Source organism: Pseudomonas sp. W2Jun17 (assembly GCF_023127795.1).
Lineage (GTDB): Bacteria > Pseudomonadota > Gammaproteobacteria > Pseudomonadales > Pseudomonadaceae > Aquipseudomonas > Aquipseudomonas synxantha_A.
In genome coordinates this window covers 344,050-368,589 of the sequence record NZ_SPKO01000007.1, presented here as the reverse complement: position 1 = coordinate 368,589, position 24,540 = coordinate 344,050, and the positions used below count along the sequence as shown (strand labels likewise).

The following is a 24,540-nucleotide window of genomic DNA, read 5'->3' as shown; positions in this document are numbered from 1 at the left end:
AGTTCAGTCAATGAATGTGTTGACTGTCACACCGCTATCGGGAGCAAGCCCCCTCCCACATTTGGATTCGGTTTCTGCTGGGAAACCGGGTTACTTGCCGGGCGTCAGGGTCAACCTGGCCTTGCCGTACACCTTTTCAAAGTTCTGCGGCTGCATCGGGAAGCTCAGGTATTGCGCCTTGAGCGCCGGGTCGATGCCGTTGGCATAGTTCGGACTGGCCGGGTTGCCGGACTGGCCGATACCGCCCTGGCCCAGCATGGGTTCGGCCAGGCCGAAGTCGATGATCATGCGCAGCGCCGATACCTGGGCGGTGTTGAAATCCTCACCCCAGTTATACGGCGCCGGGTTCAAGGTGTTGTGGTCGCCACCACTGGCGAAGGGACCGCGAATCACCTGGCCACTGGTGTTTTTCCAGGTGGTGCTGTGCAGCTTGCCCCACTGCCAGGCTTTGTGATCGGCACCCAGTTGGCTGTCACCGGCAGTGATAGCGGCGGCAAGCGTGCGGGCCAGGATCGCCGGTTTGTCTTCTTTTTGCGCGGTCCGCGTGTCATCCCAGAACGGGCTGTCTTCGCGGCCCAGCAGGTGGTCGGCGATGGCTGAGTAGGACAGGCTGGCGTTGCTGACAAAGGCTTTCCAGCTGGCGCTGCCTTGCGGGCCGAGTTTGTCGAGGAAAATCTGCCTGGCGCTTTCCTGCAGGAACAGCTCGTAGATCGCCGCGTCAGCCGAGGTTGGCGCAAGGCGACCATCGAATGCCATCAGGCGCTCCAGTGCTTCGCGAGCCTTGGCGCGCTCCGCTGGCGGCAGGGCGTCGATTGCCTGTTTGAGCGGCTGGGCCATGCCCGGGGCCTGGAACATGCTCTTGAGCTTGGCGGCGAAGGTCGTGGTCTGGTCGTATTGCATGGCAATCAGGCTGCGGCTGTCATGCTTGCCGGCACCGGCCAATTGCGCCAGACGTTCGCTGCGCTCCGGTGCGTCCCAGGAGTTGGACAACTGCATCCCGTAGCCACGCGGTGCGGTGCGCTGGTTGGCCGTGCCGATCCAGCCCTGGGCCGGGTCCTGGTCGTAGGGGTGCAGCATCGCATCGGCATAACCGTCCCAGTCAAAGCGCGTGTCCCAACCCGGCGATGGCAACAGGCCCTCGCCCTCGCGGCGGTTGGGGAAGCGACCGGTGACTTGCCAGCCGATATTGCTGGCGTCGGCAAAGATCATGTTCAACGCGATGGCGCGAATCTCGCGAGTGGCGTCCGAGGCCTTGCCGGCGTTTTGCGCACGGGACAGGTCGAAGAACGCGTCCAGGCTCTTGTCTTCCTTGAAGTCGGCAGTCTGCAGGGCCAGGCCAAGACCGCTGGTGAGGGCCTGGCTACTATTGAGCAGCGCGCCGTGACGGGTTTCGTACACCGTTTCGCGAATCGAGCGCTGGCCCTTGATAAAGAAGGTTTCGTTGCGCACGCCAGCCGGCAGCCATTTGCCGTTGTTCTCGTAGTACAACGCGTTGCCCTGGCGCTTGACCTTCTCCAGGAACAGGTCCTGGGTGTCGCCCTTGACCGCGCTCATGCTCCACGCCACCTTGCCGTTGAAACCGGATAGCAGGGTCGGCAGGCCAGCGATCGAAGCACCCACGGCCTGATATTTAGGCGCGCGAATCTGCACGTAGCTCCATGGCGACGGGGCTTGTGGCGTGGCGGCGATATCGTTGGCCAGGAGGCTTTTGCCGCTGCGGCTGCGTTGCGGGGCGATGGCCCAGTTGCTTGAGGTGGTGACCCCGAGCGTGTTGAGGCCGCTCAACTGCTGGCTTACCGTGTCCAGGGCGGCGAGGCCGCTGATCTGCCCCAGGTTCACGCCCTTGAGCTTGTCGGCCTCGGCCAGCGGCACGGCTTCGTCCGGCGCGCTTGGGATGAGCCAGGCGAGTTTGTCGACGCCGACCTTTTGCGCCAGCACCAAGGACGAAATCTCTTCATGCAGGTTGCTCGACTCGCTGAAATTGAGCAGGCAGAACAGCAGCGCCGAGTCTTCCGGCTTCCAGTATTCGGGTGTGTAACCGCTTTGGGCCAGGTCCGCCGGCAGCTTGTCGCGATAGCGGAACAGGTAGGCATTGACGCCCCGGGCATACACTTCAAAGAAGCGCTTGAGGCGCGGCGACGAGGCGTTGTACAGCTCGCCCGCGCTTTTCTTGAGGTTGACCGCACGCATGAAACGGTCGACATCCAGCACTTGCGGCCCGGACATTTCCGCCAGGCGGCCCTGTGCCAGCAGGCGCAAGGTGACCATCTGGGTAATGCGGTCGCTGGCGTGCACATAACCAAGGCTGAACAGCGCGTCGTGGAAGGTGTTGCTTTCGATCAGCGGCATGCCTTGGGCATTGCGGCGTATCGAGACATTCTGTGCCAGGCCCTTGATTGGCTGTACGCCCGCCACGGGTGGCAGGGTGTCCTGGGTGTTCTGGAGCTGGCAACCCGCCAGGCCCAAGGCACTGGCCACTGCCGCGGCAACGCCGAACCGGGGAAGAAAGTGTAAGAGGGCTGGCGAGGCCATGGCAAAGCTCCTGCGGGGGGTAGCGTCAGTAAAGGCGCTACGTTAGTGAGCGCGGCGAAACGACGCAAGCGGGAGTTGTGTAATTGCGTGAGTGCTCAAGCTATGTGCAAATCAATGTAGGAGGGAGAAAGCCCCCTCCCACATTTTGATCATCAGTGCGGCTTATGCGCCATGGCACTTCTTGAATTTCTTCTCGCTGCCGCACGGGCAAGGATCGTTGCGGCCAACATCCTTCAAGGCGTTGCGCACCGGTTCCTGGTGAGCGTGGCCGCAGTTCGGCCCGTGGACATGGCCGTGGTCGTGATCATGGTGATCGTGATCGTGGTTGCAGTCAGGACCATGGACATGGGGTTGCTGAGTCATCGATGTTGCTCCGGAATAAAATCGCCGGGGATTATCTCGCCATTGTGAGCCACCTGCACGTCATTACCGATGAATAATCCGGTTTTCAGCTCGCCCTCCAGGCGATAGGGCACGGGGCGCTCGGGATTTTTCAGCATCTGCACCACATCGCGTACGCGTGGCCAGAGGTTGGTACGTACCGAGACCCGGAAGACTTTATGACCGCGCGGCGGCACGGTCAGCCATTCATTGGATTCGCCTTCGGTCAACACCAGATCGCCAAGGGTGACCTTGTAGATCAGGCCGCGCACGGTCAGGTCGGCATCGTCGCGGTTGTCCACGCGAAAGTAGAGTTTGAATTTCTGCTCCAGCAGCTTGGCGCGCACGACTTCGACCTTCACCAGCGATACGTGAGGTGGCGGCGAGTCATCTTCGAACCACGAGGCGCAGCCGGTCAGGCCCAGGGTTAACGCCAGCATCAAGCTATAAATCCGAAGCATGGCGTTATCCCTGTGAGTGAATTAAAGGTAGCTGGAACAGCACTTCTTGAACTTCTGCCCACTGCCGCACAGGCACGGGTCATTACGCCCGGCCTTCAGTTCCACCGTCGGGTCTATGAAGTACCAGCGCCCCTCATTCTGTACGAAAGAAGACTGCTCGCGGTGGCTATGTTCGCCGGTGCTGTCATGCCAGCGCGCAGTAAAGGTGACGAATGCGTGTTCCGGCTGGCCGCCGAAGACCTCGGAGCTTTCCACCTCAAGGCCCAGCCAGGTGCTCTGCGCACTCCAGGCGGCGATGGCGTCGCGGTCCAGACCGGCCTGTTGCGCGGGCAGGGTGGTGGCCACCAGGTAATCGACCAGGCCCATCACATAGGCGCTGTAGCGCGAGCGCATCAACGCACTGGCACAGGGCGCCGGGTGGCCGGCGTGATAATGGCCGCAGCAGGCATCCAGCAGATTGCCGCTGCCGCACGGGCAAATGGATGTACTCATCGGGTTACCACCAATACTTTCCAAAATTCTCCGGGTTGGCCCAGAAGCGTGCGTTGAGCCAGTCGGGCACTTGTTTATAGTCAAGCAGATCATAGGTAAACAGCGTCAGAACTTGCTCATCGCGCTGGAATCGCTCGCCGGCTTGCAGGGCCAGGGAAAAGAAGTCGGTGTCCTTCCATTCGCAGGCGCGCAGGTCGACCAGCACCGCGATCCGGCTGGCATTGAGGTTTCGAATGCCGCCCAGAAGCGTCAGACCTTGAGGCTTGGGCAAGTGTTCAAGGCAATCGACTACCAGCGCCAAATCAAAACGCTGCGCTGCCAGTTCGGCAGGCAGTGGCCCAGGTGCGGCGACACAGACGTTCACATCCGGGTGCGCGGTTTTAAACGCCTCCAGCGCCGGAAACTGGCTGGCGCCCAATAACAGCAGGCGTTTGGGCTGGTGCAATTCAAGCAGGGCAGCCAGGGCTTGCTGGGGTGTACGGGAAGAAATTCCAGCGGTCATTGCAGATCCTCACATCAGGACGGTAGAGACTAGCGCGGCTGGGCGTGCGAGCCTAGGACATTGCGGTCAGGGCCACGGCGGCTTGTACCGTACCTGCGGAAGTTTTTTGATCCTTCACTGGCAAATCGCCGGTAGAAGTCGTTACTGTGCGCTCAAAGAAAAATTTGAAAACACTCAGGAGCCCCATGATGCGTAAGGTTTTTCTGTTGGCCCTGCTGGTCAGCCCCATTGCCCTGGCCCAGAGCGTCAGTGTCGAAACCAACTCGTTGATGCGCCTGCCCAGCAGTACCAGCGTGTTGCAGCTTGAGCGCCTGGACGTGGCGGACTATGGCACTTTGCTGATTCCGGCCACTATCAGTCAGGTCACTGTGGATGAGTTGCACCTGGGGCGTGACGCACGCATCACCATTGTTCCCGGCGCTAGCGCGCTGCAAATGCAAGTGCGCCAGGCGCAACTGGAGCAGGGTAGCCAGATCACGTCCCGCGGCGCCCCCGGCACCCATGAAAAACCTGCCAAGGCTGGGCGTGACCTGACCTTGCGGATCAATTCCCTCACTGCTGAAGTGTTGTCGGTAGACGCCCGCGGCGGTGCCGGTGCCCAAGGGTACGCGGGCCTGGATGGCGCCAACGGCGTGGACCCAGGCTGCACCTGGGGTTCGGCCGGGCGCGGGTTTAACGGTGACAACGGCGGTGACGGCCTGCCGGGTGCGGCGGGTGCGCAGGTACGCCTGGAGTTGCCGCAGGACTTCCCGATTGAGCAAATCAAGGTCTGGGTGGACGGCGGTGCCGGTGGGTTGCCTGGCGTGGCGGGTAAACCTGGCAAGGGTGGGCAGTCCAAGGGCTGCCTGGTGTACCGCGCCGATGGTGGCGACAAGGGCCGGCCTGGGCTTGAAGGGCAGCCGGGGCCGGCTGGGCCTGCGGGGGCGGTGACTATTCAGCGGCTCTGAGTCGACTGTTCCGACTTGCCCCCGATGGCGGCCTTAGGGCCGACCAGGATGCTGGATCAGACCGAGTACATATCCGTTGTTTGGGTAACGGCTGCTATTGGTTCCGCCCTTACGGCGGGTCACTTTCGAAAAGCCGGAATGCCGGCCCAGGCGAAAGTAACCAAAGCGCTCTTGCCCCACCACTCGGCACCTCGCCTGGGCTCGGTGTGCCCGTAATCCGCCATGGATTTGGGGGGCCGCCGCCACGCGCCATCCATGGCGCGGGGCGGCTAAACCGGCATCCCTGCCGGTTTACCCCCCAAATCCCTGTCGAATTCCGGCCAGCGTGGTTTGACGGGGCGCCTGAGATCAAACGCAGATCAAGAGCAAGAGCGGCTCGCTTCGCATCGTGGTTACCGTTGGGTGCTGCGAACTGCAGTTGTGTAGATATCCACACCCCGATCGCAGTGCAAGCCTCGCCTTCAAAACATCGGCCGGGCCGAAGCAATCGCCACCACCACCAACCCCACAATCAAATTAACCCCCACCAACTTGCGAATCTGCCCCAACGCAGCCGCGCCCGCCGGCCAATCCTCAGCCGCCACCGCGGCCTTCAGTTCAGGAAACTTCAACGCCTGGATGCGGATAAACAGCGCGGTCATCACCAGATACAACCCCATCATCACCTGCACATAGCGCGGCGCGGTTTCAAAACCGTTGAAGCGCAGTTGCAGCAAACCAACGCCGCTGATCGGCAAAATCACGACCGCGACCCACACCCACACAAAAAAACGTTGAAACACATTTGCCCACAACTTGAGCCGGGCAGGGCCCTCAAGGGCCGCCATGGCGGCGGGTCGCAGGATCATCCAGGCGAAAAACATACCGCCGACCCAAATCAGGGCGGCCAGTACATGCAGGGTGTAAGCGAGGCTAAACGCGGTCATTGTGGTACTCCGTTCTGCGCGGGATTAATTAGCGGGGTATGATAGCGGCCGATCCGAACCACTGAAAATTTATCCAGCGTTTTTTGCGCCCGACTATCCATGATCAGCACTGAACTCAAAACCACGATCCAGGGCGCCTATTCGCGTTTTCTCGAAGCCAAGAGCTTGAAACCGCGCTACGGCCAACGCCTGATGATCGCCGAAGTGGCGAAAGTCCTCGGGGATATCGACACCGACGACGAAGGTCGCCGCGAGGGCGAACCTGCGGTCGTGGCCGTCGAGGCCGGCACCGGTACTGGCAAGACTGTGGCCTACAGCCTGGCCGCGATCCCCACCGCCAAGGCCGCCGGCAAGCGCCTGGTAATCGCCACCGCCACCGTCGCCCTGCAAGAGCAGATTGTCTACAAAGACTTGCCCGACCTGATGCGCAACAGCGGCTTGAGCTTTACCTTCGCCCTGGCCAAGGGCCGTGGCCGCTACATGTGCCTGTCCAAGCTCGACGTGTTGCTGCAGGAAGGCCATGCGCAAACCGCCACCGCGTCGCTGTTCGAAGAAGAAGGCTTCAAGATCGAGGTCGACGAGGCCAGCCAGAAGCTGTTTACCAGCATGATCGAGAAACTGGCCGGCAACAAATGGGACGGCGACCGCGACAGCTGGCCCACCGCCCTGGAAGACTCCGACTGGGCGCGCCTGACCACCGACCACAGCCAGTGCACCAATCGCCATTGCCCCAATTTCGGCCAGTGCGCCTTCTACAAGGCCCGCGAAGGCATGGGCAAGGTGGATGTCATCGTCACCAACCACGACATGGTGCTGGCCGACCTGGCACTGGGCGGCGGCGCGGTGCTGCCCGACCCACGCGACACGCTTTATGTGTTCGACGAAGGTCACCACCTGCCGGACAAAGCCATCGGCCACTTCGCCCATTACACGCGCCTGCGTTCCACTGCCGACTGGCTGGAAACCACTGCCAAGAACCTCACCAAGTTGCTGGCCCAGCATCCGCTGCCCGGCGACCTGGGCAAGCTGATCGAACAGGTGCCGGAACTGGCGCGGGAGATCAAGACCCAACAGCAATTCATGTTCAGCGCCTGCGAACAGGTGGCCGACTTCAAACCCGGCGAAGATGTCGAGGGCCGTGAGCGCCCGCGCCACCGTTTTGTCGGCGGCATGATCCCCGAGCACATGCGCGAAATGGGCATCGAGCTGAAGAAAGGCTTTTCACGCCTGACCGACTTGTTCACCCGCCTTACGGATTTGCTCAAGGAAGGCATGGATGGCGAGGTTAATATCGGTATCGCCAGCAACCAGGCCGAGGAGTGGTACCCGCTGTTCGGCAGCCTGTTGTCCCGCTCCCAGGGCAACTGGGAGCTGTGGACCGCGTTCACCGTGGAAGATCCGGAAGACAACCCGCCCATGGCCCGTTGGCTTACCCTGTCGGAAAGCGGTGCGCTGTTTGATATCGAGGTCAACGCCAGCCCGATCCTCGCCGCTGAAATGCTGCGTCGCAACCTGTGGAACGTGGCCTACGGCTGCCTGGTGACGTCGGCCACGCTGACCGCCCTGGGCACCTTTGATCGCTTCCGTATGCGCGCCGGTTTGCCGAAAAAGGCCGTTACCGCTGTGGTACCGAGCCCGTTTCATCATGCCGATGCCGGTGTGCTGCGCGTACCGGACCTCAAGGCTGACCCTCGGGATGCGGCGGCCCACACGGCGGCGATCATTCGCGATCTGCCGTCACTGGTGGAAGGTTCGCGCGGCACCCTGGTGCTGTTCTCGTCGCGCAAACAGATGCAGGACGTGTTCGATGGCCTCGATCGCGACTGGCGCAAACAGGTGTTTATCCAGGGCAACCTGTCCAAGCAGGAAACCCTGAACAAGCACAAGGCGCGGGTCGACGGCGGTGATTCCAGCGTATTGTTCGGCCTGGCAAGTTTTGCCGAGGGCGTGGACTTGCCTGGCGCTTATTGCGAACACGTGGTGATCGCCAAGATCCCGTTCTCGGTGCCCGATGATCCGGTCGAGGCCGCACTGGCCGAATGGATCGAAGCCCGTGGCGGCAACCCGTTCATGGAAATCTCGGTGCCGGATGCCTCATTGAAGCTGGTGCAGGCCTGCGGGCGCTTGCTGCGCACCGAGCAAGACCGCGGCACCATCACCTTGCTTGACCGCCGCCTGGTCACCCAACGCTATGGCAAAGCTATCCTCAATGCGTTGCCGCCGTTCAGGCGCGAAATTTCTTAAACCCCCGTGGGCGAATTCGCCCACTTTGTGGTCTATCTCATCACTATCACCAGGCCATTCACCGGCCGTTTGGGAGAACCTTGTTCGTATGATTCGCACGCTGCCCGCTCTTTTTGCCTTGCTGTTCGCTGCGCCGTTGATGGCCGCGCCTGCCGGGCAACAAACGCTGTTCAACTTCGTCCGGCCTGCCGATGTGGTCAAGGTGGCGACTCAGGACGCCAGCCTGCCCCAATACAACGCCGAACAAACTCCCGAAGGCGAGGTGCTGCGCCGTATCACCTTCAACCCGGCGGCCGAGCCAAGCCTGGTGCTCAGCCCGCAATCCGGTGTGTGGGACTGGTCGCAATCGAGCGCCATGAGCCTGCGTATCCAGAGCGCGATGAACTGGGCACTGACCCTCTACGTCAAGGTGCAGAGCGCCGACGGCAAGACCTTGGTCAGCCGCATCGACTTGCCGGCCGGGCCTGCGCAGACCCTGCTGGTACCATTACAAGCCAACTCGCCACTGAGCCAGGGCATGAAGGCTGGTCCGCCGATGCCGATGACCGTGGATGGCCAGCGCGTATTGCTGGCCGGCAGTGCCGGCGAAATCGACCGCAGCCAGGTGGTGTCGGTGACCCTGTCGATGATCAAGCCCAATGCCGCCCAAAGCATCCTGCTGGAGCGCTTTGGCGTGCAGGACAGCGAGCCGGTAACGAAGGCCGCCTACAGCGAATTGGTCGATGCTTTTGGCCAGTCCACCCGGGCGCGCTGGCCGGAAAAGGTCAGCAGCGACGAGCAGCTCAAGGCGTCGGCTGCCAAAGAGCAGCAGCAGCTCAAAACCTGGTTGGCTGAGCGAGACAAATCCTCCCTGGACCAATACGGCGGCTGGAACAAAGGCCCGGCGTTCGATTCCAGCGGCTTTTTCCGCACAGAGAAGCGCGACGGCCGCTGGTATCTGGTGACGCCTGAAGGTCATCCGTTCTATTCACTGGGGGTCAACACCGTGGCTGCGGATAACAGCCAGACCTACGTGGCAGGGCGTGAGTGGATGTTCGCGGCGTTGCCCAAGGCCGGCGAACCCTTCGACAAGTATTACGGCAGCAGCGATAACCGCACCGGCAACGGTGCCGGCGAAGGTCGCGGCTTTGGTTCGGGGCGTTGGTATGACTTTTATGGCGCCAACCTGCAGCGCACTTACGGCGGCGAGGGTTTGGACCAGAAGCGCTGGGTGACGCACACCCTGGACCGTCTGCAAGCCTGGGGTTTCAATACCGTGGGCAACTGGAGCGACGAGGACCTGGCCACTGCCGACCGCGTGCCTTATACCCTGCCGCTGTCGATTGTGGGTGACTACGCGAGCATCAGCACCGGCACCGACTGGTGGGGCGGTATGCCCGATCCGTTCGATCCACGTTTCGCGATGGCCACCGAACGCGCCGTGGCCATCGCCGCTCGTGATCACCGCGACGATCCGTGGTTGATCGGCTTTTTTGCCGACAACGAACTGGCCTGGGCCGGTCCTGGCGACGATGCAAAATCCCGCTACGCCTTGGCTTACGGCACCCTGCGCATGACCACCGATGTTCCGGCCAAGCGCGCTTTCCTCAAGCAGCTGCGTGACAAATATCGCAACGAAGAAGGTCTGTCCAAAGCCTGGGGCATTCAACTGGCGGGTTGGGAACTGATGGAAGACCCAGGCTTCGAACCACCGATGCCCAGCCCTGAACACCCGGAAATCGAAGCTGACTTCAAGTACTTCCAGAAGACCTTCGCCGACGCTTACTTCAAGACCATTTCCGACTCGCTGAAGTGGCACGCGCCGAATCAACTGTTGCTGGGCGGCCGTTTTGCCGTGAGCACCCCGGAAGCAGTGGCGTCGTGCGCGCAGTATTGCGATGTGTTGAGCTTCAACATGTACACCCTAAAACCCCAGGACGGTTATGACTTCGCCGCCCTGCGTGCGTTGGACAAACCGGTGTTGATCACCGAATTCAACTTCGGCTCGGCCGACCGTGGCCCGTTCTGGGGCGGCGTGACGCAATTGGCCCGCGAAGAAGATCGCGGTACGGCGTACGCCACGTTCCTCAAGCAGGCCATGGCCGAGCCGTCGATTGTTGGCGTGCACTGGTTCCAGTACCTGGACCAGCCGGTCACCGGGCGTCTGCTGGATGGCGAAAACGGCCATTTCGGCCTTGTCGGCATCACCGATGTACCTTTCCAGGGCTTCGTTGACAGTGTGCGCAAGAGCAACCTGGCGGCGGTCGACCAGTTGGGCCGTGAGGCGCAAAAAGCCAAGGCGACCCGCACGGCGCGTGAAAGTGAAGGCGCCAGGCAGGGGCAGGGCGGCAAAGGCGCAGGGCAGGGCGCTGGACATGCCGGTGGGCACTCCGGCAACGGTCATTGATTCGTCGTTGACGGGTTCACAAAACCCACAATGGCTGAAAGAATGGCGGCCACTTTTCATGGTGCTTTGCGAGGGGAATCAGGTGCAGATTCAGGGTCATTACGAGCTGCAGTTCGAAGCGGTACGCGAAGCCTTTGCCGCATTGTTCGATGATCCCCAGGAGCGTGGTGCCGGGCTGTGCATCCAGGTAGGCGGGCAAACCGTCGTCGATCTGTGGGCCGGTACTGCCGACAAGGACGGAGCCGAAGCCTGGCACAGTGATACCATCGTCAACCTGTTCTCCTGCACCAAGACCTTCACGGCTGTCACTGCCTTGCAACTGGTGGCCGAGGGCAAGCTCAAGCTTGATGCACCGGTGGCTGACTACTGGCCGGAATTCGCGGCGGCGGGCAAGGAGGCGATCACATTGCGCCAGTTGCTCTGCCACCAGGCCGGGCTGCCGGCCATCCGCGAAATGCTGCCTACCGAAGCCCTGTATGACTGGCAACTGATGGTCGACACCCTGGCGGCCGAGGCGCCGTGGTGGACACCAGGCGAGGGTCATGGCTACGAGGCGATTACCTACGGCTGGCTGGTCGGCGAACTGTTGCGCCGCGCCGATGGGCGCGGGCCGGGTGAGTCGATCGTGGCACGGGTCGCACGGCCGCTGGGGCTGGACTTCCACGTTGGCCTGGCGGATGCAGAGTTTTATCGGGTGGCCCATATAGCGCGCAGCAAGGGCAATATGGGGGATGAGGCCGCGCAACGGTTACTTCAAGTAATGATGCGCGAACCGGCGGCGATGACCACACGGGCATTTGCCAATCCACCGTCTATTCTGACCAGTACTAATAAGCCCGAATGGCGACGCATGCAGCAGCCCGCGGCAAATGGTCACGGTAATGCGCGCAGCCTGGCCGGGTTTTATAGCGGTTTGTTGGACGGTAGTTTGCTGGAAAGCGACATGCTCGAACAATTGACCCGTGAACACAGTATTGGGCCGGATAAAACCTTATTGACCCAAACCCGTTTCGGCCTGGGCTGCATGTTGGATCAACCGCAGCTGCCCAATGCCACGTTCGGCCTCGGGCCACGTGCTTTCGGGCATCCCGGCGCAGGGGGCTCAGTGGGTTTTGCCGACCCTGAACATGATGTAGCGTTCGGTTTTGTGACTAATACCCTGGGCCCTTACGTACTTATGGACCCGCGTGCGCAGAAGTTGGTCGGAATATTGGCCGGTTGTCTATAAACCCCTTGCTGTTTCACAATTTTTTGTTACAAAGGCAAGTATAAAAAGATGCTGAACGACATGTTGTAACTTGAATGTTCTTTAAGCGTCTGTTTAACGGGTCATCAGGCCCCCTGGTTTTTTCTCATTTTGTGGATATCTCATGTTATCGAACAAGTCCTTGGCACTGGCGCTATGCCTCACTATTACAGGTTGCGCACAAACTCCACAAAATGATGCCGAAGGTGGGCATTGGTGGTCATTTGGATCGGACAAGGCTGCGACCAAGGACGCAGTGACCCAAACCGACGCCAAGCCGGATGCCAAACCAGCTGCTGGCGCCAAGCCTGTTGAACCTGTCGCCGCTGCTGCTGCACCTGCTTCGCCCGCCAAGGCTGATACCGGCTACAGCTGGTGGCCGTTCTCCACCAAGAGTGCCGAAGAAAAAGCCGCCGATGCCAAGGCCGACCTGAAAGCCGACCTGAAGGCCGCAACCCCGACTTCCGACGCGGCACCTGTCGTCGCCAAGACCGACGCCGAACCCCGCTGGTGGTGGCCGTTCGAAAGCAAGCCAAAGCCGTTGGCCAAGGTCGACGTGACCAATGTGCCAATGCCTGACCCGAAAATCACCCAAGCCTGGCTGGACGACTACGAGCCACGCCTGCGCGAGGCCATCAAGGGCAGTTCGCTGCAACTGGAGCGTCGCGACAACGTGCTGGTCGTGATTGCCCCGGTAGACGGTTCCTACAACCCGAAGCGTCCGGCGATGCTGCTGCCGGTGACTTTGGGCCCGTTCACTCGTGTGGCCAAGGCCGTTGAGGCTGATCCCAAGACCGCCGTACTGGTTCTGGGCCACGTCGATGCCACCGGCAGCGCTCCTGCGAGCCAGGCGTTGAGCAAGGAGCGTGCGCAGTCGATTGCTTCGATCTTCAGCCTCAGTGGTTTGAAGCAGGACCGCTTGATGCTGCGTGGCATGGGCGACCTTATGCCGCGTGCCGCCAACGACAGCAACCAGGGGCGTGCGCTGAATCGTCGCATGGAAATCATGTTCACTCAGCGTACAACGATGCTTGCACTGCTGAGCCAGTACAATTCGGGCAAGACGCCACCGGTTGCTGAAATGGTTGCCGTGCAGAATGCTCCAGCCCCGGCACCAGCGGCAAAAGCACCAGCCAAGAAGGCTCCGGCCAAGAAAGCGGCCGCCAAGCCAGCGGCTAAAAAGGCCGCGGCCAAACCTGCTGCGAAGAAGCCGGCTGCAACCAAAGCCAAGGCTGCTGCACCCGCTTCGAACGACCAGGCGAAAAACTGAGCCGTTGAACCATAAGGATAAAGCCGCATGACCCAGGCACTGGCTGATATGCGCCGTGACTACACACGGGACGGTTTGAGCGAGGCCCAGGCCCCCGGCGAGCCGTTTGCGTTGTTCCACCAATGGTTTGGCGACGCGGTGAAAACCGAACAGCCGCCGGTGGAGGCCAATGCCATGACCCTGGCGACGGTCGACCAGGACGGTCGCCCGCACTGTCGCATCCTGTTGCTCAAGGGCCTGGATGCACAGGGCTTTACCTTCTTCACCAACTACCAGAGCGCCAAGGGTGAGCAACTTGCGGCGCGGCCGTTTGCGGCCATGACGTTCTTCTGGCCGACCCTGGAACGCCAGGTGCGTATTGAAGGGCGCGTGGTCAAGGTCACCCCTGAAGAGTCGGATGCCTATTACCAGGTGCGCCCGTTGGGCAGCCGCCTCGGCGCCTGGGCATCCCCGCAGAGCAGGGTCATTCGTGACCGTGAAGAGCTGCACGATCTGCTCAAGGCCACCGAACAGCGTTTCAGCGATACCCAGCCCGATTGCCCCGAGCATTGGGGTGGGTACCGTTTGCTGCCCGAGCGCATCGAGTTCTGGCAGGGCCGCGCCAGCCGCCTGCATGATCGTCTCAACTATCGTGTACAAGACGCTCAATGGATCCGCGAGCGTCTGGCGCCCTGAGCGTCACCTTTCGTCATTGCGCCTTAATCATGCCCATTGCGCCGACGTCTCTATTCAGGAGACTTCGGCGCTTTTGATTGTGCGGCTACAATGATCAAGCAGCTGATGGCACCGTTGCGCACCACAGTTAGGCTACCGTTGGTCGTGTTTTCTGGTGCTGGCAGTCTGTACTCAGGCTGAATGAAAGCAATTTTCTGCCCGGCTTGCCGTGACAGGCGCCAAGCCACAGCGTTTAATGAATACCTGTCCTTTGGAGTTGATGCTATGCGTAAGTCCGTTTTACTAGTTGCCTGCTTTACCACCCTGTCATTGCTGTTGGGTGGCTGCGCCTCGAGTCTGACCGGCGACTCGTACTCCCGTGATGAGGCGCGTCGCGTTCAGACCGTGCGCATGGGTACCATCGAATCCCTGCGTCCGGTGAAAATCGAAGGCACCAAGACCCCAATCGGCGGCGCTGCTGGCGCAGTCATCGGTGGTGTTGGCGGCAGCGCCATCGGTGGCGGCCGTGGCAGCATCGTCACCGCTGTAATCGGCGCGGTCGCGGGCGGCCTGCTGGGCTCGGCCACCGAAGAAGGCCTGACCCGCACCCAGGGCGTGGAAATCACCGTGCGCGAAGACGACGGCAGCATGCGCGCCTACGTACAAGCCGTGCAGGAAAATGAAATCTTCCGCATCGGTGACCGCGTACGCATCATGACCGTTGACGGTACCAGCCGCGTTACTCGCTAAGCGGTAAGTAATCGGGCAAAGAAAACCCCAACCGGGTGACCGGTTGGGGTTTTTTTATGCTGCTTTCCCAGGTGCTCAGGCTTTTTTGCGACTCGCCATCGCCGTCACCGCATACCCGATAAAGGCTGCCAGGATCGATCCGGTCAGAATCCCCATGCGGTCTTCACCGGCAAACTCGCTGGCACCCGGCACAAACGCCAGGGAGCCGACAAACAGGCTCATGGTGAAGCCGATACCGCACAGAACAGCCACGCCAAGAACCTGACCCCAGTTGGCGCCGCTGGGCAGGGACGCGATACCAGTCTTGATCGCCAGCCAAGTGAGGCCGAACACACCGATGGTCTTGCCGATCAACAGGCCGGCGGCGATGCCCATGGGCACGGAATGGGTGAAGCTCTCCAGGCTCACGCCGGTGAGGGAAACCCCGGCATTGGCGAACGCGAACAACGGCAGGATGGCGTAGGCCACCCACGGGTGCAGGGCGTGCTCCAGGGTCAGCAGCGGTGAGGTTTCGGCATTCCGGGTGCGCAGTGGAATGCAGAATGCCAGGGTCACACCGGCCAGTGTGGCATGCACACCGCTCTTGAGTACGCACACCCACAGGATCAGGCCGATGATCAGGTAAGGCCCAAGCTTGATCACGCCCAGGCGATTCATCGCAATCAAGGCAATCAAGCAAGCCCCCGCGCCCGCCAGGGACGCGCCGGACAAGTCAGCGGAATAGAACAGCGCGATGACGATGATGGCGCCGAGGTCATCAATGATTGCCAGGGTCATCAGGAACAACTTCAGCGACACCGGTACGCGCTTGCCCAGCAGTGCCAGCACGCCCAGAGCGAACGCGATATCCGTGGCCATCGGGATCGCCCAGCCGGCGAGGGCGGCCGGGTTGTCCTTGTTCAGCGCCCAGTAGATCAGCGCCGGCACCACCATGCCGCCGATGGCCGCTGCGCCGGGCAGCACAACCTGGGAAGGCTTGGAGAGGTGACCATCGAGCAGTTCGCGTTTGACCTCCAGGCCGATCAGCAGGAAAAACAGAGCCATCAGGCCGTCGTTTATCCACAGCAGTGCCGGCTTGGCGATTTTCAACGCGCCGACCTGGGCAACCACAGGTGTATCGAGAAACGCGTTGTACAGGTGCGACAACGGTGAGTTGTTGATGATCAGCGCCAAAGCGGCAGCGGCGATCAACAACAGACCACTGGCGGCTTCCAGCTGGAAGAAACGAGTAAAAGTGCTACGCAGAGGCAAGGGATGCTCTCCATTTGAGGTTCAATAGGTGGGTACCCTAACCCGTACAGTTAGTTGTTAAAACAAAAGTTATATTCTTATTTGTTATAAGAGATGAGTCGGGTTGTAGATGCGTAAAAGACTAGCAGTTGTGTGTCAAATTGAGTCGGTACTGTATCTGTGTGAGGTGTACGAAACATCTTAAGATTCAGGCTGAAAACCTTAGAGAGTCCACCATGAGCGACCACCGTACCTGGGCCCGCGAAGCCATTCGCATCATTGAAGCGGACTTCCAGCGGAGCGCCGACACCCGCCTGATCCCGTTGCCGTTACCTGGGTTGCCCGGCATCGAGTTGTACTTCAAGGACGAATCCAGCCACCCCACAGGCAGCCTGAAACACCGGCTGGCTCGCTCGCTGTTTTTGTACGCGCTGTGCAATGGATGGCTCAAGCCGGGCGCCCCGGTGATCGAAGCGTCCAGCGGTTCCACAGCCATCTCTGAAGCCTACTTCGCTCGCCTGTTGGGGTTGCCGTTCATTGCCGTCATGCCGGCCACCACCTCCCAGGAAAAGATCGCCCAGATCGCCTTTTACGGTGGCAAGAGCCATCTGGTTCAGGACCCGACGCAGATCTACGCCGAATCCGAACGCCTGGCCCAGGAAAGTGGTGGTCACTTCATGGACCAGTTCACCTACGCCGAGCGTGCTACCGACTGGCGCGCAAACAACAACATTGCCGAATCGATCTTCCAGCAGATGCGCTTCGAGCAGCACCCGGAGCCCAGTTGGTTGATTTCCAGCCCCGGCACTGGCGGCACCACCGCGACACTGGGCCGCTACGTACGTTATCGCCAGCATTGCACCCGCGTGCTGTGTGCCGATGCCGAGCGCTCGGTGTTTTTCGACTTCTACCAGAGCGGCGACGCCAGCCTGCGCCTGGAGTGTGGTTCGCGAATCGAAGGGATTGGTCGCCCGCGTGTCGAGGCGTCGTTTCTGCCGGCGGTGATTGATGCGATGGTCAAGGTGCCAGACGCCTTGTCATTGGCGGCCATGCATTACCTGGCTGGGCGTTTGGGACGACGGGTCGGCGGTTCCAGCGGGACCAACCTGATCGGCGCGTTGGTAGCAGCGCACCAGATGAAAGCGGCGGGAGAATCGGGCTCGATCGTAGCGATCTTGTGTGATGGCGGCGAGCGTTATGCCACGACCTATTACGATCAGGCGTGGTTGGCGGGGCAGGGGTATGAGTTGGATGGGTTGGTTGCGGCGGTGGCTGCGAGCGTAGAGCAGGGCGAGTCTCTACCGACCAGCATCCTGCGCGCCAATATCTGACCGGGCGCAAATCAAAATGTGTGAGGGAGCAAGCCCCTCCCACATTTTTTACTACAGTGTTCTCAGGCTTCGATGCCCAACATATCCCGCGCCAACGCCTCGGCAACCCGAACCCCGTCAACCCCCGCCGACAGAATCCCGCCGGCATAACCGGCGCCTTCCCCGGCTGGGAACAGGCCTTTGACGTTCAGGCTCTGCATCGACTCATCGCGGGTAATGCGCAAGGGTGACGAAGTGCGAGTCTCGATGCCGGTCAACACCGCATCGTGCAGCGAATAGCCTTTGATCTGCTTTTCGAACGCCGGCAACGCTTCGCGGATGGCTTCGATGGCGAAGTCCGGCAAGGCCAGGGCCAGGTCGCCCATTGACACGCCGGGCTTGTAGGACGGCTCCACACTGCCGATGGCAGTGGACGGTTTGCCGGCGATAAAGTCCCCCACCAGTTGCGCCGGTGCCTCGTAGTTGCTGCCGCCGAGGATATAGGCGTGGGACTCCAGGCGCTCCTGCAATTCGATACCGGCCAGCGGGCCGCCCGGGTAATCCACCTCGGGGGTGATGCCGACCACGATGCCGGAGTTGGCGTTGCGTTCATTACGCGAATACTGACTCATGCCGTTTGTCACGACGCGGTTCGGTTCTGAGGTCGCAGCCACCACGGTACCGCCAGGGCACATGCAGAAACTGTAGACCGAGCGACCATTCTTGGCGTGGTGCACCAGCTTGTAGTCCGCTGCGCCCAGTTTCGGATGGCCTGCGTATTTGCCCAGGCGTGCGGCGTCGATCAGCGACTGTGGGTGTTCGATACGGAAGCCCACCGAAAACGGCTTGGCCTCCATGTACACGCCGCGATCATGGAGCATACGGAAGGTGTCACGGGCACTGTGGCCCAGGGCAAGAATCACGTGCCTGGAAAGGATCTGCTCGCCGCCGTCGATGACCACGCCGTTCAACTGCCCGTCTTCGATCAACACATCCGTGACCCGTTGTTCAAAGCGTACTTCACCGCCCAGGGCGATGATTTGCTCGCGCATGTTCTCTACCACGCCGGTCAGGCGGAAAGTGCCGATATGCGGCTTGCTGACATAGAGGATCTCTTCCGGTGCACCGGCCTTGACGAACTCGTGCAGCACTTTGCGGCCGTGGAATTTCGGGTCCTTGATCTGGCTGTACAGCTTGCCGTCGGAGAAGGTCCCGGCACCGCCTTCACCGAACTGCACGTTGGACTCGGGGTTGAGCACGCTTTTACGCCACAGGCCCCAGGTGTCCTTGGTGCGTTGGCGCACTTCCTTGCCGCGTTCGAGGATGATCGGCTTGAAGCCCATCTGCGCCAGCAGAAGCCCGGCGAAGATCCCGCAGGGGCCAAAACCCACCACGATCGGCCGTTCAACCAAGCCTGCCGGCGCCTGGCCCACGACCTTGTAGCTGACATCCGGCGCGGGATTGACGTTGCGGTCATCGGCAAACTTGAGCAGCAGGGCGGCTTCGCCCTTGACGTTCAGGTCGACGGTGTAGATGAAGCACAGCTCCGACGACTTTTTACGGGCGTCGTAGCTGCGTTTGAACAGGGTGAAATCGAGCAGGTCATCACTGGCGATGCCCAGGCGCTGCACGATGGCAGGCCGCAGGTCTTCTTCGGGATGGTCGATGGGCAGCTTGAGTTCGGTGATTCGTAACATGACAGGATCCGGTAGGCGGCGGGCAAGGAGGCCGGCTGTTTTGCAAACCGGCGATTATAAGCCCCAAAGGTGGTTTTCCGTCAGGTTAAAACAGCCCAAGGCACAATCAGTCGTCCCGGGAGCCGCCAAACGCCGCGCAGCCACGCTGCACCTGGCCGTTCACCCGCAACTCGGCGCTCATGTGTTGCAGGCTGCCGCTCACGCTGTCGACGCAGCGCTGGGGCGCCACCCACAATTCGATGTGCTGGTTATTGGCTTCGGTCATCAGGTTGAAGCGCCCATCGCCCAGTTGTTCTTCGACGTAGGGCACCGCCAGCGGTGGCTGGCCTTCGCGTTCCAGCACCATGCCCTTGGCTGTGACATTCATTGCCCAGGCCGGCTTATGGCCGTTGGCGCGCAGGATCATGCGCTTGAAGTCCGGATCGTCGCAGGCTGAGGTCGAGCGCTCTACGCGATAGAGTTGTTGCAGGTCGAGCGAACCCTGGGTGCCGCTGGCAACCCCGGAAAACTTGCCGCGCAGGTCGGCAAACAACGCGCCTTGCTGGCCGGCCAGGGACGCGGCTTCCTGCAGGATGCTGGTGCCGCCGGTGTCGTTGACCACATAGTTGCGTTTGTCGCCGCACGGTTGGAACAACAATTTGCCCTCCACAGCGGTCAACTCACCCTGCATACGGGTCAGCCCGGCAGTAGACGGTTTGGCCGGCTCGCTCTCGAACATCTGGCAAGCGGTGAACAGGGGCAGCAGGGCAAACAGTGCAAGAGTACGAGCGGCGCGCATTGATCGGGTCTCCAAAACAAGTGCCGCCACGTTACGCAGCCTCGCGTCGCACCACAAGTCTGTAAACAGCTCGAAACCAATACCTGCGGCATACGTCAGCCTTTAAGCCTTTACTGATGCAAGGACGGGGGGCGGTATGCAAGGGTTGATGACTTTGCCTGGGAGAGTTGCGATGACAAATAAATGGAGCGCATATGGACTGCTGTTTGCCAGCGTTTCGGTGTTTGCTGAGGACGCCGCGAGGTTGGAGTATTGGTCGGCTAATGACTTCACCGAGATCTCGCTTGAACTCAAGAGTATCCACAATCTGAATGCGGATACCGTATCGGCCAGCATTACGTTAAGCGAAGAGGCCAAGGCGCGTACCACAGCCATTACCACGCTGACCTACGGAAAGCAGATGACGCTTTATATCGATGGTCGCCGTTTATACACCAGCCACGTTCAAGGGATTATGGGGGGCAGCTTCAGAGTAGCCGTGCCCAAAGACTTGGCTGCGGAATGGGCAACTCGGTACCTGCACTAAAGGTGGCAGGTACCGAGAACCTTCTTTGGCAGGTCAGCCCACGATAAAGGTCTGCCCTGTCTGCAAGCCCTCGACACTCTTCGCGTAGGCCAACGCCACATCTGCACCAGGCACCGGTTTGTACCCACGAAAGTATGGAGCGTAGCTGCCCATGGCTTCCAGCAGCACTGTCGGGCTCACCGAATTGACACGCAAGCCCCGTGGCAACTCGATCGCCGCGGCTTTGACAAAGGCATCCAGCGCGCCGTTGACCAGCGCGGCCGAGGCACCGGTACGGATCGGGTCGCGGTTGAGAATGCCGCTGGTGAACGTAAACGAGGCACCGTCATTGGCGTATTCGCGTCCGATCAGCAGCAGGTTGACCTGGCCCATCAGCTTGTCACGCAGGCCCAGTTCGAAATCGCTGTCGCTCATCTCTCCCAGTGCCACGAAGTTCACACTGCCTGCGGCGCAGATCAGAGCGTCGAACTTGCCGGTCTGCTCGAACAGCCTGCGTATCGAGGCGCTATCGCTGATGTCCACCTGGAAGTCGCCGCTGGTACGGCCGATGCTGATCACTTCGTGGCGTTGCGCCAACTCTGCCTTGACCGCTGAACCTATGGTGCCGCTGGCACCAATCAATAGGATTTTCATCGTGCTGTTCCTCCAGGGGGTTAACTGAAGGTCCAGTCTAGTGTGGCTTTTCAGGCGAATAAACGCGCTAATAGGCAACCTTTGGTTTTCAAATGGAAACAATCCATGAGCGAAATGGATGATCTGGCAGCCTTTGCTGTGCTGATCGAAGCGGGCAGTTTCACCGTGGCGGCCGAACAGCTGGGCTGCAGCAAAGGGCAGTTGTCCAAGCGCATCAGCCAGTTGGAAGCGCAGTTTGCCGTGGTGCTGTTGCACCGCACCACCCGCAAGCTCAGCCTCACCGCGGCCGGCGCGGCATTGCTGCCCCAGGCACAAGCGCTGGTGGTACAGGTAGAACGCGCGCGGCAGGCGTTGGCGCGGCTCAAGGATGATTTGGCCGGCCCTGTGCGTATGACCGTGCCGGTGTCGCTGGGCGAAACCTTCTTCGATGGCTTGTTGCTGGAGTTTTCCCGGCAATATCCGCAGGTGCAGATCGAGCTGGAGCTTAACAACAGCTACCGAGACTTGGCGCGCGATGGCTTTGACTTGGGCGTGCGCGCGGCTGCCATCGAAAATGAACGCCTGGTCGCCAAGCCTCTGCTGGCCTGGCACGAGGTGACCTGCGCCAGCCCGGCGTATCTGGAGCAGCATGGCGAACCGCTGACCCCGGCGGACCTGTCGACGCACAGCTGCTTGCTCAACAGTCACTACAGCGGTCGTGAGGAGTGGTTGTATCACCAGCAGCATGAATTACTGCGAGTGCGGGTGAGCGGCACGTTTGCCTCCAACCATTACAACCTGCTGAAAAAAGCCGCCCTGGTGGGCGCCGGTATCGCCCGCCTGCCGTCCTACGTGTTGCCGACGGAGTTGGCCGATGGGCGATTGCGCTGGATCCTGCGCGACTATCAGACACGCCGAATGCCGATGTACCTGGTTCATCCCTACCAGGGTGGCCTGCCGAGACGCACCCAGGTGCTGGCCGATTACCTGGTGGATTGGTTCCGGCGCAGCGGCGAGGCGCTGGATCGGCTTTAACGCAAGCGACGGGCCATCAGGTGGTCGATGGACAAGCGGCCTGGCCCCTTGGCGAGCAACAGCAACAACAGCGCGAGCCAGGTGCCGTGCGTGGGGTAGGCGTCAGGGTAGACGAACAACTGAATGGTCAAGGTCATGCCGATCAGGGCCAGGGCCGAGAAGCGTGTGGCAAACCCCAGCAGGATCAATACCGGGAAAAAGTGCTCGGCAAAGGTTGCCAGGTACGCGGCCACCTCCGGCGGCACCAGGGGCAACTGATATTCGCTGCGAAACAACCAGAGTGTCGAGGCGGCGAGCTTGGGTTCACCGACTTGGAATGTGCCGCTGATCACGTCAATGGCAAAGCCTTCGACCTTGGTCTGCCCGGATTTCCAGAACACTGCGGCAATGGAGAAGCGCGCAATAAACGCGATCAGGCTGTAGGGGATTTTTTCAAACAGTGCGACGGTTCGCTTTATCAGGCACGGAGCGGGAGTGTTCATGGCGATACCTTGGGTGGCAGATGCAAATGAGTAATGGCGTCGTGGCTGATCAGCAGCGTGAGACATTGGTGCAAGTCGAATTCGGCTGAGGCTTCAAGGGCGTCAGCGATGGCCAACTCCAGCCCGGCGCCTTGGTTGAGGCGGTTGATAAACGTCACCGAGCCGCTGTCGATGGCGAACACCTTGACCGCCAACCCGTGGCGCAGGACCAGCGCGCCTTGGGCGTACCATGGGTTCAAGGTGGCGATAACCCCGTCGGTCTGGTGCGCAGCCCAAACCGACACGATCGCGTAGGGAGATTCCAATGTTTCGAGGGATGGATGCAGTCGCACCCGCAATTGCCCCAGCTGCGCGCAGCCTTGCAGTTGTTGGAGCACGCTGTGCTGATCCAGTGCCTGGCGATCCGCCGCGTGATAAGCCCGAACCCGCAGGCGCTCCAGCCGAGCGATATCTGCCAGGTATGGCACGCTTGAGGCCGGTTCGAAGCGCTGGATAAACGCTGCCAACGTGCTGCCGTATTCGCTGATCAAAGGGCTGGTGGGCGGGTGAGCCTGGACATACAGGCTGGCCATGGCGTGGAAAAACTCATCGCCAACCAGTTGCCGCGTCACCGGATAGGCGGCGACGAGCGCATTTATCAACGCGCTGTGGACATTATTGCGATACACCGCGAAGCGACTCGCCGGGTCGGCCCCGTTGCTGCTGAACACCTCCTCGGGGCAGGTTGCGTCCGGCGTCAGCAACGCATGGGCGAATGCCTGTTGAAGGCTCATCGGGTCACCTGCGACAAATAGCTTTCAGCCTGCCGGGCTTCGGACTGCAATACGCTGAAGGGCGGCACCTGGTTATCCCGCTCGATCAACGTGGCTACCGGGCCGGTCCGCGCCAGCACGTGCTCGTACAGTTGCCACACGGCGTTATCGATAGGCGCGCCGTGGTCATCGATCAGCAGGCGGTCGCCCAGGCTGTCTGTGTCTTCGGCAAAGCCGGCCAGATGAATCTCCCCCACTGCGTGCAAGGGCAGGGCGTCGATGTAGGCCGATGGATCGCGCTGGTGATTGATGCAGGATACGTAGACGTTGTTGACGTCGAGCAGCAGGCCGCAACCGGTACGGCGGATGACCTCGCTGATGAAGTCGGTTTCATCCAGGGTAGAGCGCTGGAACTGCAGGTAGGTCGAGGGATTCTCCAGCAGCATCGGCCGCTTGAGTGTGCTCTGCACCTGGTCAACATGTGCGCACACCCGGCTCAGGGGGGTGGCGTCGTAAGCCAGCGGCAGCAAGTCGTTGAGAAACACCGGGCCGTGACTGGACCAGGCCAGGTGTTCGGAAAAAGACTGGGGTTGATAGCGCTCGATCAACGTCGCCAAGCGTGCCAGGTGTTCGCGATCCAGGGCAGCTTCGCCGCCGATGGACAGGCCCACGCCGTGCAACGACAGCGGGTACTGCTCACGGATCAATCCCAGGTAGTGATGAAACGGGCCACCGGCCACCATGTAGTTTTCGGCGTGTACTTCAAAAAAACCGATATCAGGGCCGGTCTCAAGCACTTGGGTAAAGTGCTCGGTCTTCAACCCCAGCCCGGCCCGCAAGGGCAGGCCGGGCACCTGAGTCGGTGAGACCGTGTAAGGGGATGTAGGCGTCATCATCAGTACTCAGGCTGCACAAGGTTTCAGGATTTGGCAGTGAATTCGGTTTCCTGGCCGAAGCCGGTCGGCGAGGTGGTGCTTGGGGTCTTGGTGCAGGTACCGGCGGGGACCAGCTTCCAGGCATTGGCCTGGTCCTTGGTTTTGGAGGTGCCGGCGCAAGAGGTGCCGGCGCCTGCGGCGCAATCGTTCTTGCCGGCTTCAGCCACGCCGAAGCATTTCTGCATGTCATCGGCTGCGTGGGCAGTGGTGCTCAGGGCGGACAGGCTCAGGGCCGAACCCAGGGCGAGGACGAGGGTGGCGGCGGACAGTTTGGTGGTCATGGTGTGTCTCCAGCAGTGGTCGAATGCGCAGGCTTGATTGCCTGCTTGCACCACTAGAGAGAGGGGGATTGAGTTCGTTACAAAACCAGTCGAATTTTTTTCAAGTTACGC

The 24,540-nt window shown here is 61.0% G+C and carries 24 protein-coding genes; 10 read left to right on the top strand and 14 right to left on the bottom strand.

Features of this window, described 5'->3' with window-relative positions:
- Positions 1-90: 90 nt before the first annotated feature.
- The 5 genes from E4O98_RS05050 to E4O98_RS05030 form a co-directional block, all read right to left on the bottom strand.
- The gene (locus E4O98_RS05050; RefSeq protein ID WP_248134348.1) at positions 91-2,532 is read right to left on the bottom strand and encodes a penicillin acylase family protein; all 2,442 of its coding nucleotides are present in this window, start codon (positions 2,530-2,532) and stop codon (positions 91-93) included.
- 162 nt (positions 2,533-2,694) lie between these two features.
- Positions 2,695-2,895: an SEC-C metal-binding domain-containing protein gene (locus E4O98_RS05045; protein WP_003189235.1), complete on the bottom strand. Its 201-nt coding sequence runs from the start codon at positions 2,893-2,895 to the stop codon at positions 2,695-2,697.
- Positions 2,892-3,374 carry an LEA type 2 family protein gene (locus E4O98_RS05040; RefSeq protein ID WP_005785795.1) on the bottom strand — a complete coding sequence of 161 codons (483 nt, stop codon included), beginning with the start codon at positions 3,372-3,374 and terminating at the stop codon, positions 2,892-2,894. Before E4O98_RS05040 ends, E4O98_RS05045 begins: the two co-directional genes overlap by 4 nt.
- Positions 3,375-3,395: 21 nt before the next feature.
- Positions 3,396-3,866, bottom strand: a complete 471-nt coding sequence (locus E4O98_RS05035; RefSeq protein ID WP_032877350.1) for a YchJ family protein — start codon at positions 3,864-3,866, stop codon at positions 3,396-3,398.
- 4 nt (positions 3,867-3,870) lie between these two features.
- The gene (locus E4O98_RS05030) at positions 3,871-4,368 is read right to left on the bottom strand and encodes a DUF6231 family protein (protein ID WP_032877349.1); all 498 of its coding nucleotides are present in this window, start codon (positions 4,366-4,368) and stop codon (positions 3,871-3,873) included.
- A 188-nt stretch (positions 4,369-4,556) separates the two neighbouring features.
- Between E4O98_RS05030 and E4O98_RS05025 the strand changes: the two genes are divergently transcribed.
- The gene (locus tag E4O98_RS05025) at positions 4,557-5,315 is read left to right on the top strand and encodes a collagen-like protein (RefSeq protein ID WP_032877348.1); all 759 of its coding nucleotides are present in this window, start codon (positions 4,557-4,559) and stop codon (positions 5,313-5,315) included.
- 461 nt (positions 5,316-5,776) lie between these two features.
- Here the strand turns inward: E4O98_RS05025 and E4O98_RS05020 are convergent, their stop codons facing one another.
- Positions 5,777-6,241 (bottom strand): CopD family protein, encoded by a 465-nt coding sequence (locus E4O98_RS05020; RefSeq protein ID WP_032877347.1) that lies wholly within the window; start codon positions 6,239-6,241, stop codon positions 5,777-5,779.
- A gap of 99 nt (positions 6,242-6,340) precedes the next feature.
- On the opposite strand from E4O98_RS05020, the gene dinG reads away from it, so the two are divergent.
- From dinG to E4O98_RS04990, 6 genes are all read left to right on the top strand, one after another.
- A complete protein-coding gene (dinG, locus tag E4O98_RS05015; RefSeq protein WP_005785803.1) occupies positions 6,341-8,485 on the top strand; it encodes an ATP-dependent DNA helicase DinG in 2,145 nt (714 codons plus the stop codon).
- An 88-nt stretch (positions 8,486-8,573) separates the two neighbouring features.
- The gene (locus E4O98_RS05010; protein ID WP_103733461.1) at positions 8,574-10,871 is read left to right on the top strand and encodes a beta-galactosidase; all 2,298 of its coding nucleotides are present in this window, start codon (positions 8,574-8,576) and stop codon (positions 10,869-10,871) included.
- Between the two features lie 82 nt (positions 10,872-10,953).
- Positions 10,954-12,099: an EstA family serine hydrolase gene (locus E4O98_RS05005; protein ID WP_032881067.1), complete on the top strand. Its 1,146-nt coding sequence runs from the start codon at positions 10,954-10,956 to the stop codon at positions 12,097-12,099.
- A 142-nt stretch (positions 12,100-12,241) separates the two neighbouring features.
- The gene (locus tag E4O98_RS05000; protein WP_005785808.1) at positions 12,242-13,387 is read left to right on the top strand and encodes an OmpA family protein; all 1,146 of its coding nucleotides are present in this window, start codon (positions 12,242-12,244) and stop codon (positions 13,385-13,387) included.
- Between the two features lie 27 nt (positions 13,388-13,414).
- On the top strand, positions 13,415-14,062 hold the full coding sequence (pdxH, locus tag E4O98_RS04995; protein WP_032877344.1) for a pyridoxamine 5'-phosphate oxidase: 648 nt from the start codon (positions 13,415-13,417) through the stop codon (positions 14,060-14,062).
- 264 nt (positions 14,063-14,326) lie between these two features.
- On the top strand, positions 14,327-14,791 hold the full coding sequence (locus tag E4O98_RS04990; protein ID WP_003189251.1) for a glycine zipper 2TM domain-containing protein: 465 nt from the start codon (positions 14,327-14,329) through the stop codon (positions 14,789-14,791).
- 75 nt (positions 14,792-14,866) lie between these two features.
- Here the strand turns inward: E4O98_RS04990 and nhaA are convergent, their stop codons facing one another.
- Positions 14,867-16,042: a Na+/H+ antiporter NhaA gene (gene nhaA, locus E4O98_RS04985; protein WP_005785813.1), complete on the bottom strand. Its 1,176-nt coding sequence runs from the start codon at positions 16,040-16,042 to the stop codon at positions 14,867-14,869.
- Between the two features lie 215 nt (positions 16,043-16,257).
- On the opposite strand from nhaA, the gene E4O98_RS04980 reads away from it, so the two are divergent.
- A complete protein-coding gene (locus E4O98_RS04980) occupies positions 16,258-17,352 on the top strand; it encodes a PLP-dependent cysteine synthase family protein (protein WP_248134346.1) in 1,095 nt (364 codons plus the stop codon).
- A 62-nt stretch (positions 17,353-17,414) separates the two neighbouring features.
- Here the strand turns inward: E4O98_RS04980 and E4O98_RS04975 are convergent, their stop codons facing one another.
- The gene (locus E4O98_RS04975; RefSeq protein WP_248134344.1) at positions 17,415-19,028 is read right to left on the bottom strand and encodes an NAD(P)/FAD-dependent oxidoreductase; all 1,614 of its coding nucleotides are present in this window, start codon (positions 19,026-19,028) and stop codon (positions 17,415-17,417) included.
- A gap of 106 nt (positions 19,029-19,134) precedes the next feature.
- Positions 19,135-19,806, bottom strand: a complete 672-nt coding sequence (locus tag E4O98_RS04970; protein ID WP_032877341.1) for a membrane protein — start codon at positions 19,804-19,806, stop codon at positions 19,135-19,137.
- Between the two features lie 136 nt (positions 19,807-19,942).
- Between E4O98_RS04970 and E4O98_RS04965 the strand changes: the two genes are divergently transcribed.
- The gene (locus E4O98_RS04965; RefSeq protein WP_248134342.1) at positions 19,943-20,332 is read left to right on the top strand and encodes a hypothetical protein; all 390 of its coding nucleotides are present in this window, start codon (positions 19,943-19,945) and stop codon (positions 20,330-20,332) included.
- A 33-nt stretch (positions 20,333-20,365) separates the two neighbouring features.
- Here E4O98_RS04965 and E4O98_RS04960 read toward each other — a convergent pair whose 3' ends face one another.
- Positions 20,366-20,965 carry a short chain dehydrogenase gene (locus tag E4O98_RS04960; RefSeq protein ID WP_122735386.1) on the bottom strand — a complete coding sequence of 200 codons (600 nt, stop codon included), beginning with the start codon at positions 20,963-20,965 and terminating at the stop codon, positions 20,366-20,368.
- A 105-nt stretch (positions 20,966-21,070) separates the two neighbouring features.
- On the opposite strand from E4O98_RS04960, the gene E4O98_RS04955 reads away from it, so the two are divergent.
- Positions 21,071-21,979 carry a LysR family transcriptional regulator gene (locus E4O98_RS04955; protein ID WP_032877339.1) on the top strand — a complete coding sequence of 303 codons (909 nt, stop codon included), beginning with the start codon at positions 21,071-21,073 and terminating at the stop codon, positions 21,977-21,979.
- On the opposite strand, the gene E4O98_RS04950 is transcribed toward E4O98_RS04955, so the two are convergent.
- Genes E4O98_RS04950 through E4O98_RS04935 form a run of 4 tightly spaced genes read right to left on the bottom strand, consistent with a single transcriptional unit; the run spans position 21,976 to position 24,429 of the window.
- The gene (locus tag E4O98_RS04950) at positions 21,976-22,461 is read right to left on the bottom strand and encodes a DoxX family protein (protein WP_103733465.1); all 486 of its coding nucleotides are present in this window, start codon (positions 22,459-22,461) and stop codon (positions 21,976-21,978) included. The two genes, E4O98_RS04955 and E4O98_RS04950, sit on opposite strands and share 4 nt — an antisense overlap.
- On the bottom strand, positions 22,458-23,234 hold the full coding sequence (locus E4O98_RS04945) for a DNA-binding domain-containing protein (protein WP_103733466.1): 777 nt from the start codon (positions 23,232-23,234) through the stop codon (positions 22,458-22,460). The genes E4O98_RS04950 and E4O98_RS04945 overlap by 4 nt, the downstream gene beginning before the upstream one ends.
- Positions 23,231-24,109 carry a DUF692 domain-containing protein gene (locus E4O98_RS04940; RefSeq protein WP_248134340.1) on the bottom strand — a complete coding sequence of 293 codons (879 nt, stop codon included), beginning with the start codon at positions 24,107-24,109 and terminating at the stop codon, positions 23,231-23,233. The genes E4O98_RS04945 and E4O98_RS04940 overlap by 4 nt, the downstream gene beginning before the upstream one ends.
- A 23-nt stretch (positions 24,110-24,132) precedes the next feature.
- A complete protein-coding gene (locus E4O98_RS04935; protein ID WP_032877335.1) occupies positions 24,133-24,429 on the bottom strand; it encodes a DUF2282 domain-containing protein in 297 nt (98 codons plus the stop codon).
- Positions 24,430-24,540: the final 111 nt, after the last annotated feature.

Excerpts from the sequence above, each read along its gene's own strand:
- E4O98_RS05040 (WP_005785795.1), bottom strand. The coding sequence starts at position 3,374 with ATGCTTCGGATTTATAGCTTGATGCTGGCGTTAACCCTGGGCCTGACC.
- E4O98_RS05025 (WP_032877348.1), top strand. The coding sequence starts at position 4,557 with ATGCGTAAGGTTTTTCTGTTGGCCCTGCTGGTCAGCCCCATTGCCCTG.
- E4O98_RS05030 (WP_032877349.1), bottom strand. The coding sequence starts at position 4,368 with ATGACCGCTGGAATTTCTTCCCGTACACCCCAGCAAGCCCTGGCTGCC.
- E4O98_RS04950 (WP_103733465.1), bottom strand. The coding sequence starts at position 22,461 with ATGAACACTCCCGCTCCGTGCCTGATAAAGCGAACCGTCGCACTGTTT.
- E4O98_RS04960 (WP_122735386.1), bottom strand. The coding sequence starts at position 20,965 with ATGAAAATCCTATTGATTGGTGCCAGCGGCACCATAGGTTCAGCGGTC.
- E4O98_RS04935 (WP_032877335.1), bottom strand. The coding sequence starts at position 24,429 with ATGACCACCAAACTGTCCGCCGCCACCCTCGTCCTCGCCCTGGGTTCG.
- pdxH (WP_032877344.1), top strand. The coding sequence starts at position 13,415 with ATGACCCAGGCACTGGCTGATATGCGCCGTGACTACACACGGGACGGT.
- E4O98_RS04945 (WP_103733466.1), bottom strand. The coding sequence starts at position 23,234 with ATGAGCCTTCAACAGGCATTCGCCCATGCGTTGCTGACGCCGGACGCA.
- E4O98_RS05000 (WP_005785808.1), top strand. The coding sequence starts at position 12,242 with ATGTTATCGAACAAGTCCTTGGCACTGGCGCTATGCCTCACTATTACA.
- E4O98_RS04955 (WP_032877339.1), top strand. The coding sequence starts at position 21,071 with ATGAGCGAAATGGATGATCTGGCAGCCTTTGCTGTGCTGATCGAAGCG.
- E4O98_RS04980 (WP_248134346.1), top strand. The coding sequence starts at position 16,258 with ATGAGCGACCACCGTACCTGGGCCCGCGAAGCCATTCGCATCATTGAA.
- E4O98_RS05050 (WP_248134348.1), bottom strand. The coding sequence starts at position 2,532 with ATGGCCTCGCCAGCCCTCTTACACTTTCTTCCCCGGTTCGGCGTTGCC.
- E4O98_RS05035 (WP_032877350.1), bottom strand. The coding sequence starts at position 3,866 with ATGAGTACATCCATTTGCCCGTGCGGCAGCGGCAATCTGCTGGATGCC.
- E4O98_RS04990 (WP_003189251.1), top strand. The coding sequence starts at position 14,327 with ATGCGTAAGTCCGTTTTACTAGTTGCCTGCTTTACCACCCTGTCATTG.
- E4O98_RS05045 (WP_003189235.1), bottom strand. The coding sequence starts at position 2,895 with ATGACTCAGCAACCCCATGTCCATGGTCCTGACTGCAACCACGATCAC.
- dinG (WP_005785803.1), top strand. The coding sequence starts at position 6,341 with ATGATCAGCACTGAACTCAAAACCACGATCCAGGGCGCCTATTCGCGT.
- E4O98_RS04970 (WP_032877341.1), bottom strand. The coding sequence starts at position 19,806 with ATGCGCGCCGCTCGTACTCTTGCACTGTTTGCCCTGCTGCCCCTGTTC.
- E4O98_RS05010 (WP_103733461.1), top strand. The coding sequence starts at position 8,574 with ATGATTCGCACGCTGCCCGCTCTTTTTGCCTTGCTGTTCGCTGCGCCG.
- E4O98_RS04940 (WP_248134340.1), bottom strand. The coding sequence starts at position 24,109 with ATGATGACGCCTACATCCCCTTACACGGTCTCACCGACTCAGGTGCCC.
- E4O98_RS04965 (WP_248134342.1), top strand. The coding sequence starts at position 19,943 with ATGCAAGGGTTGATGACTTTGCCTGGGAGAGTTGCGATGACAAATAAA.
- E4O98_RS05020 (WP_032877347.1), bottom strand. The coding sequence starts at position 6,241 with ATGACCGCGTTTAGCCTCGCTTACACCCTGCATGTACTGGCCGCCCTG.
- E4O98_RS04975 (WP_248134344.1), bottom strand. The coding sequence starts at position 19,028 with ATGTTACGAATCACCGAACTCAAGCTGCCCATCGACCATCCCGAAGAA.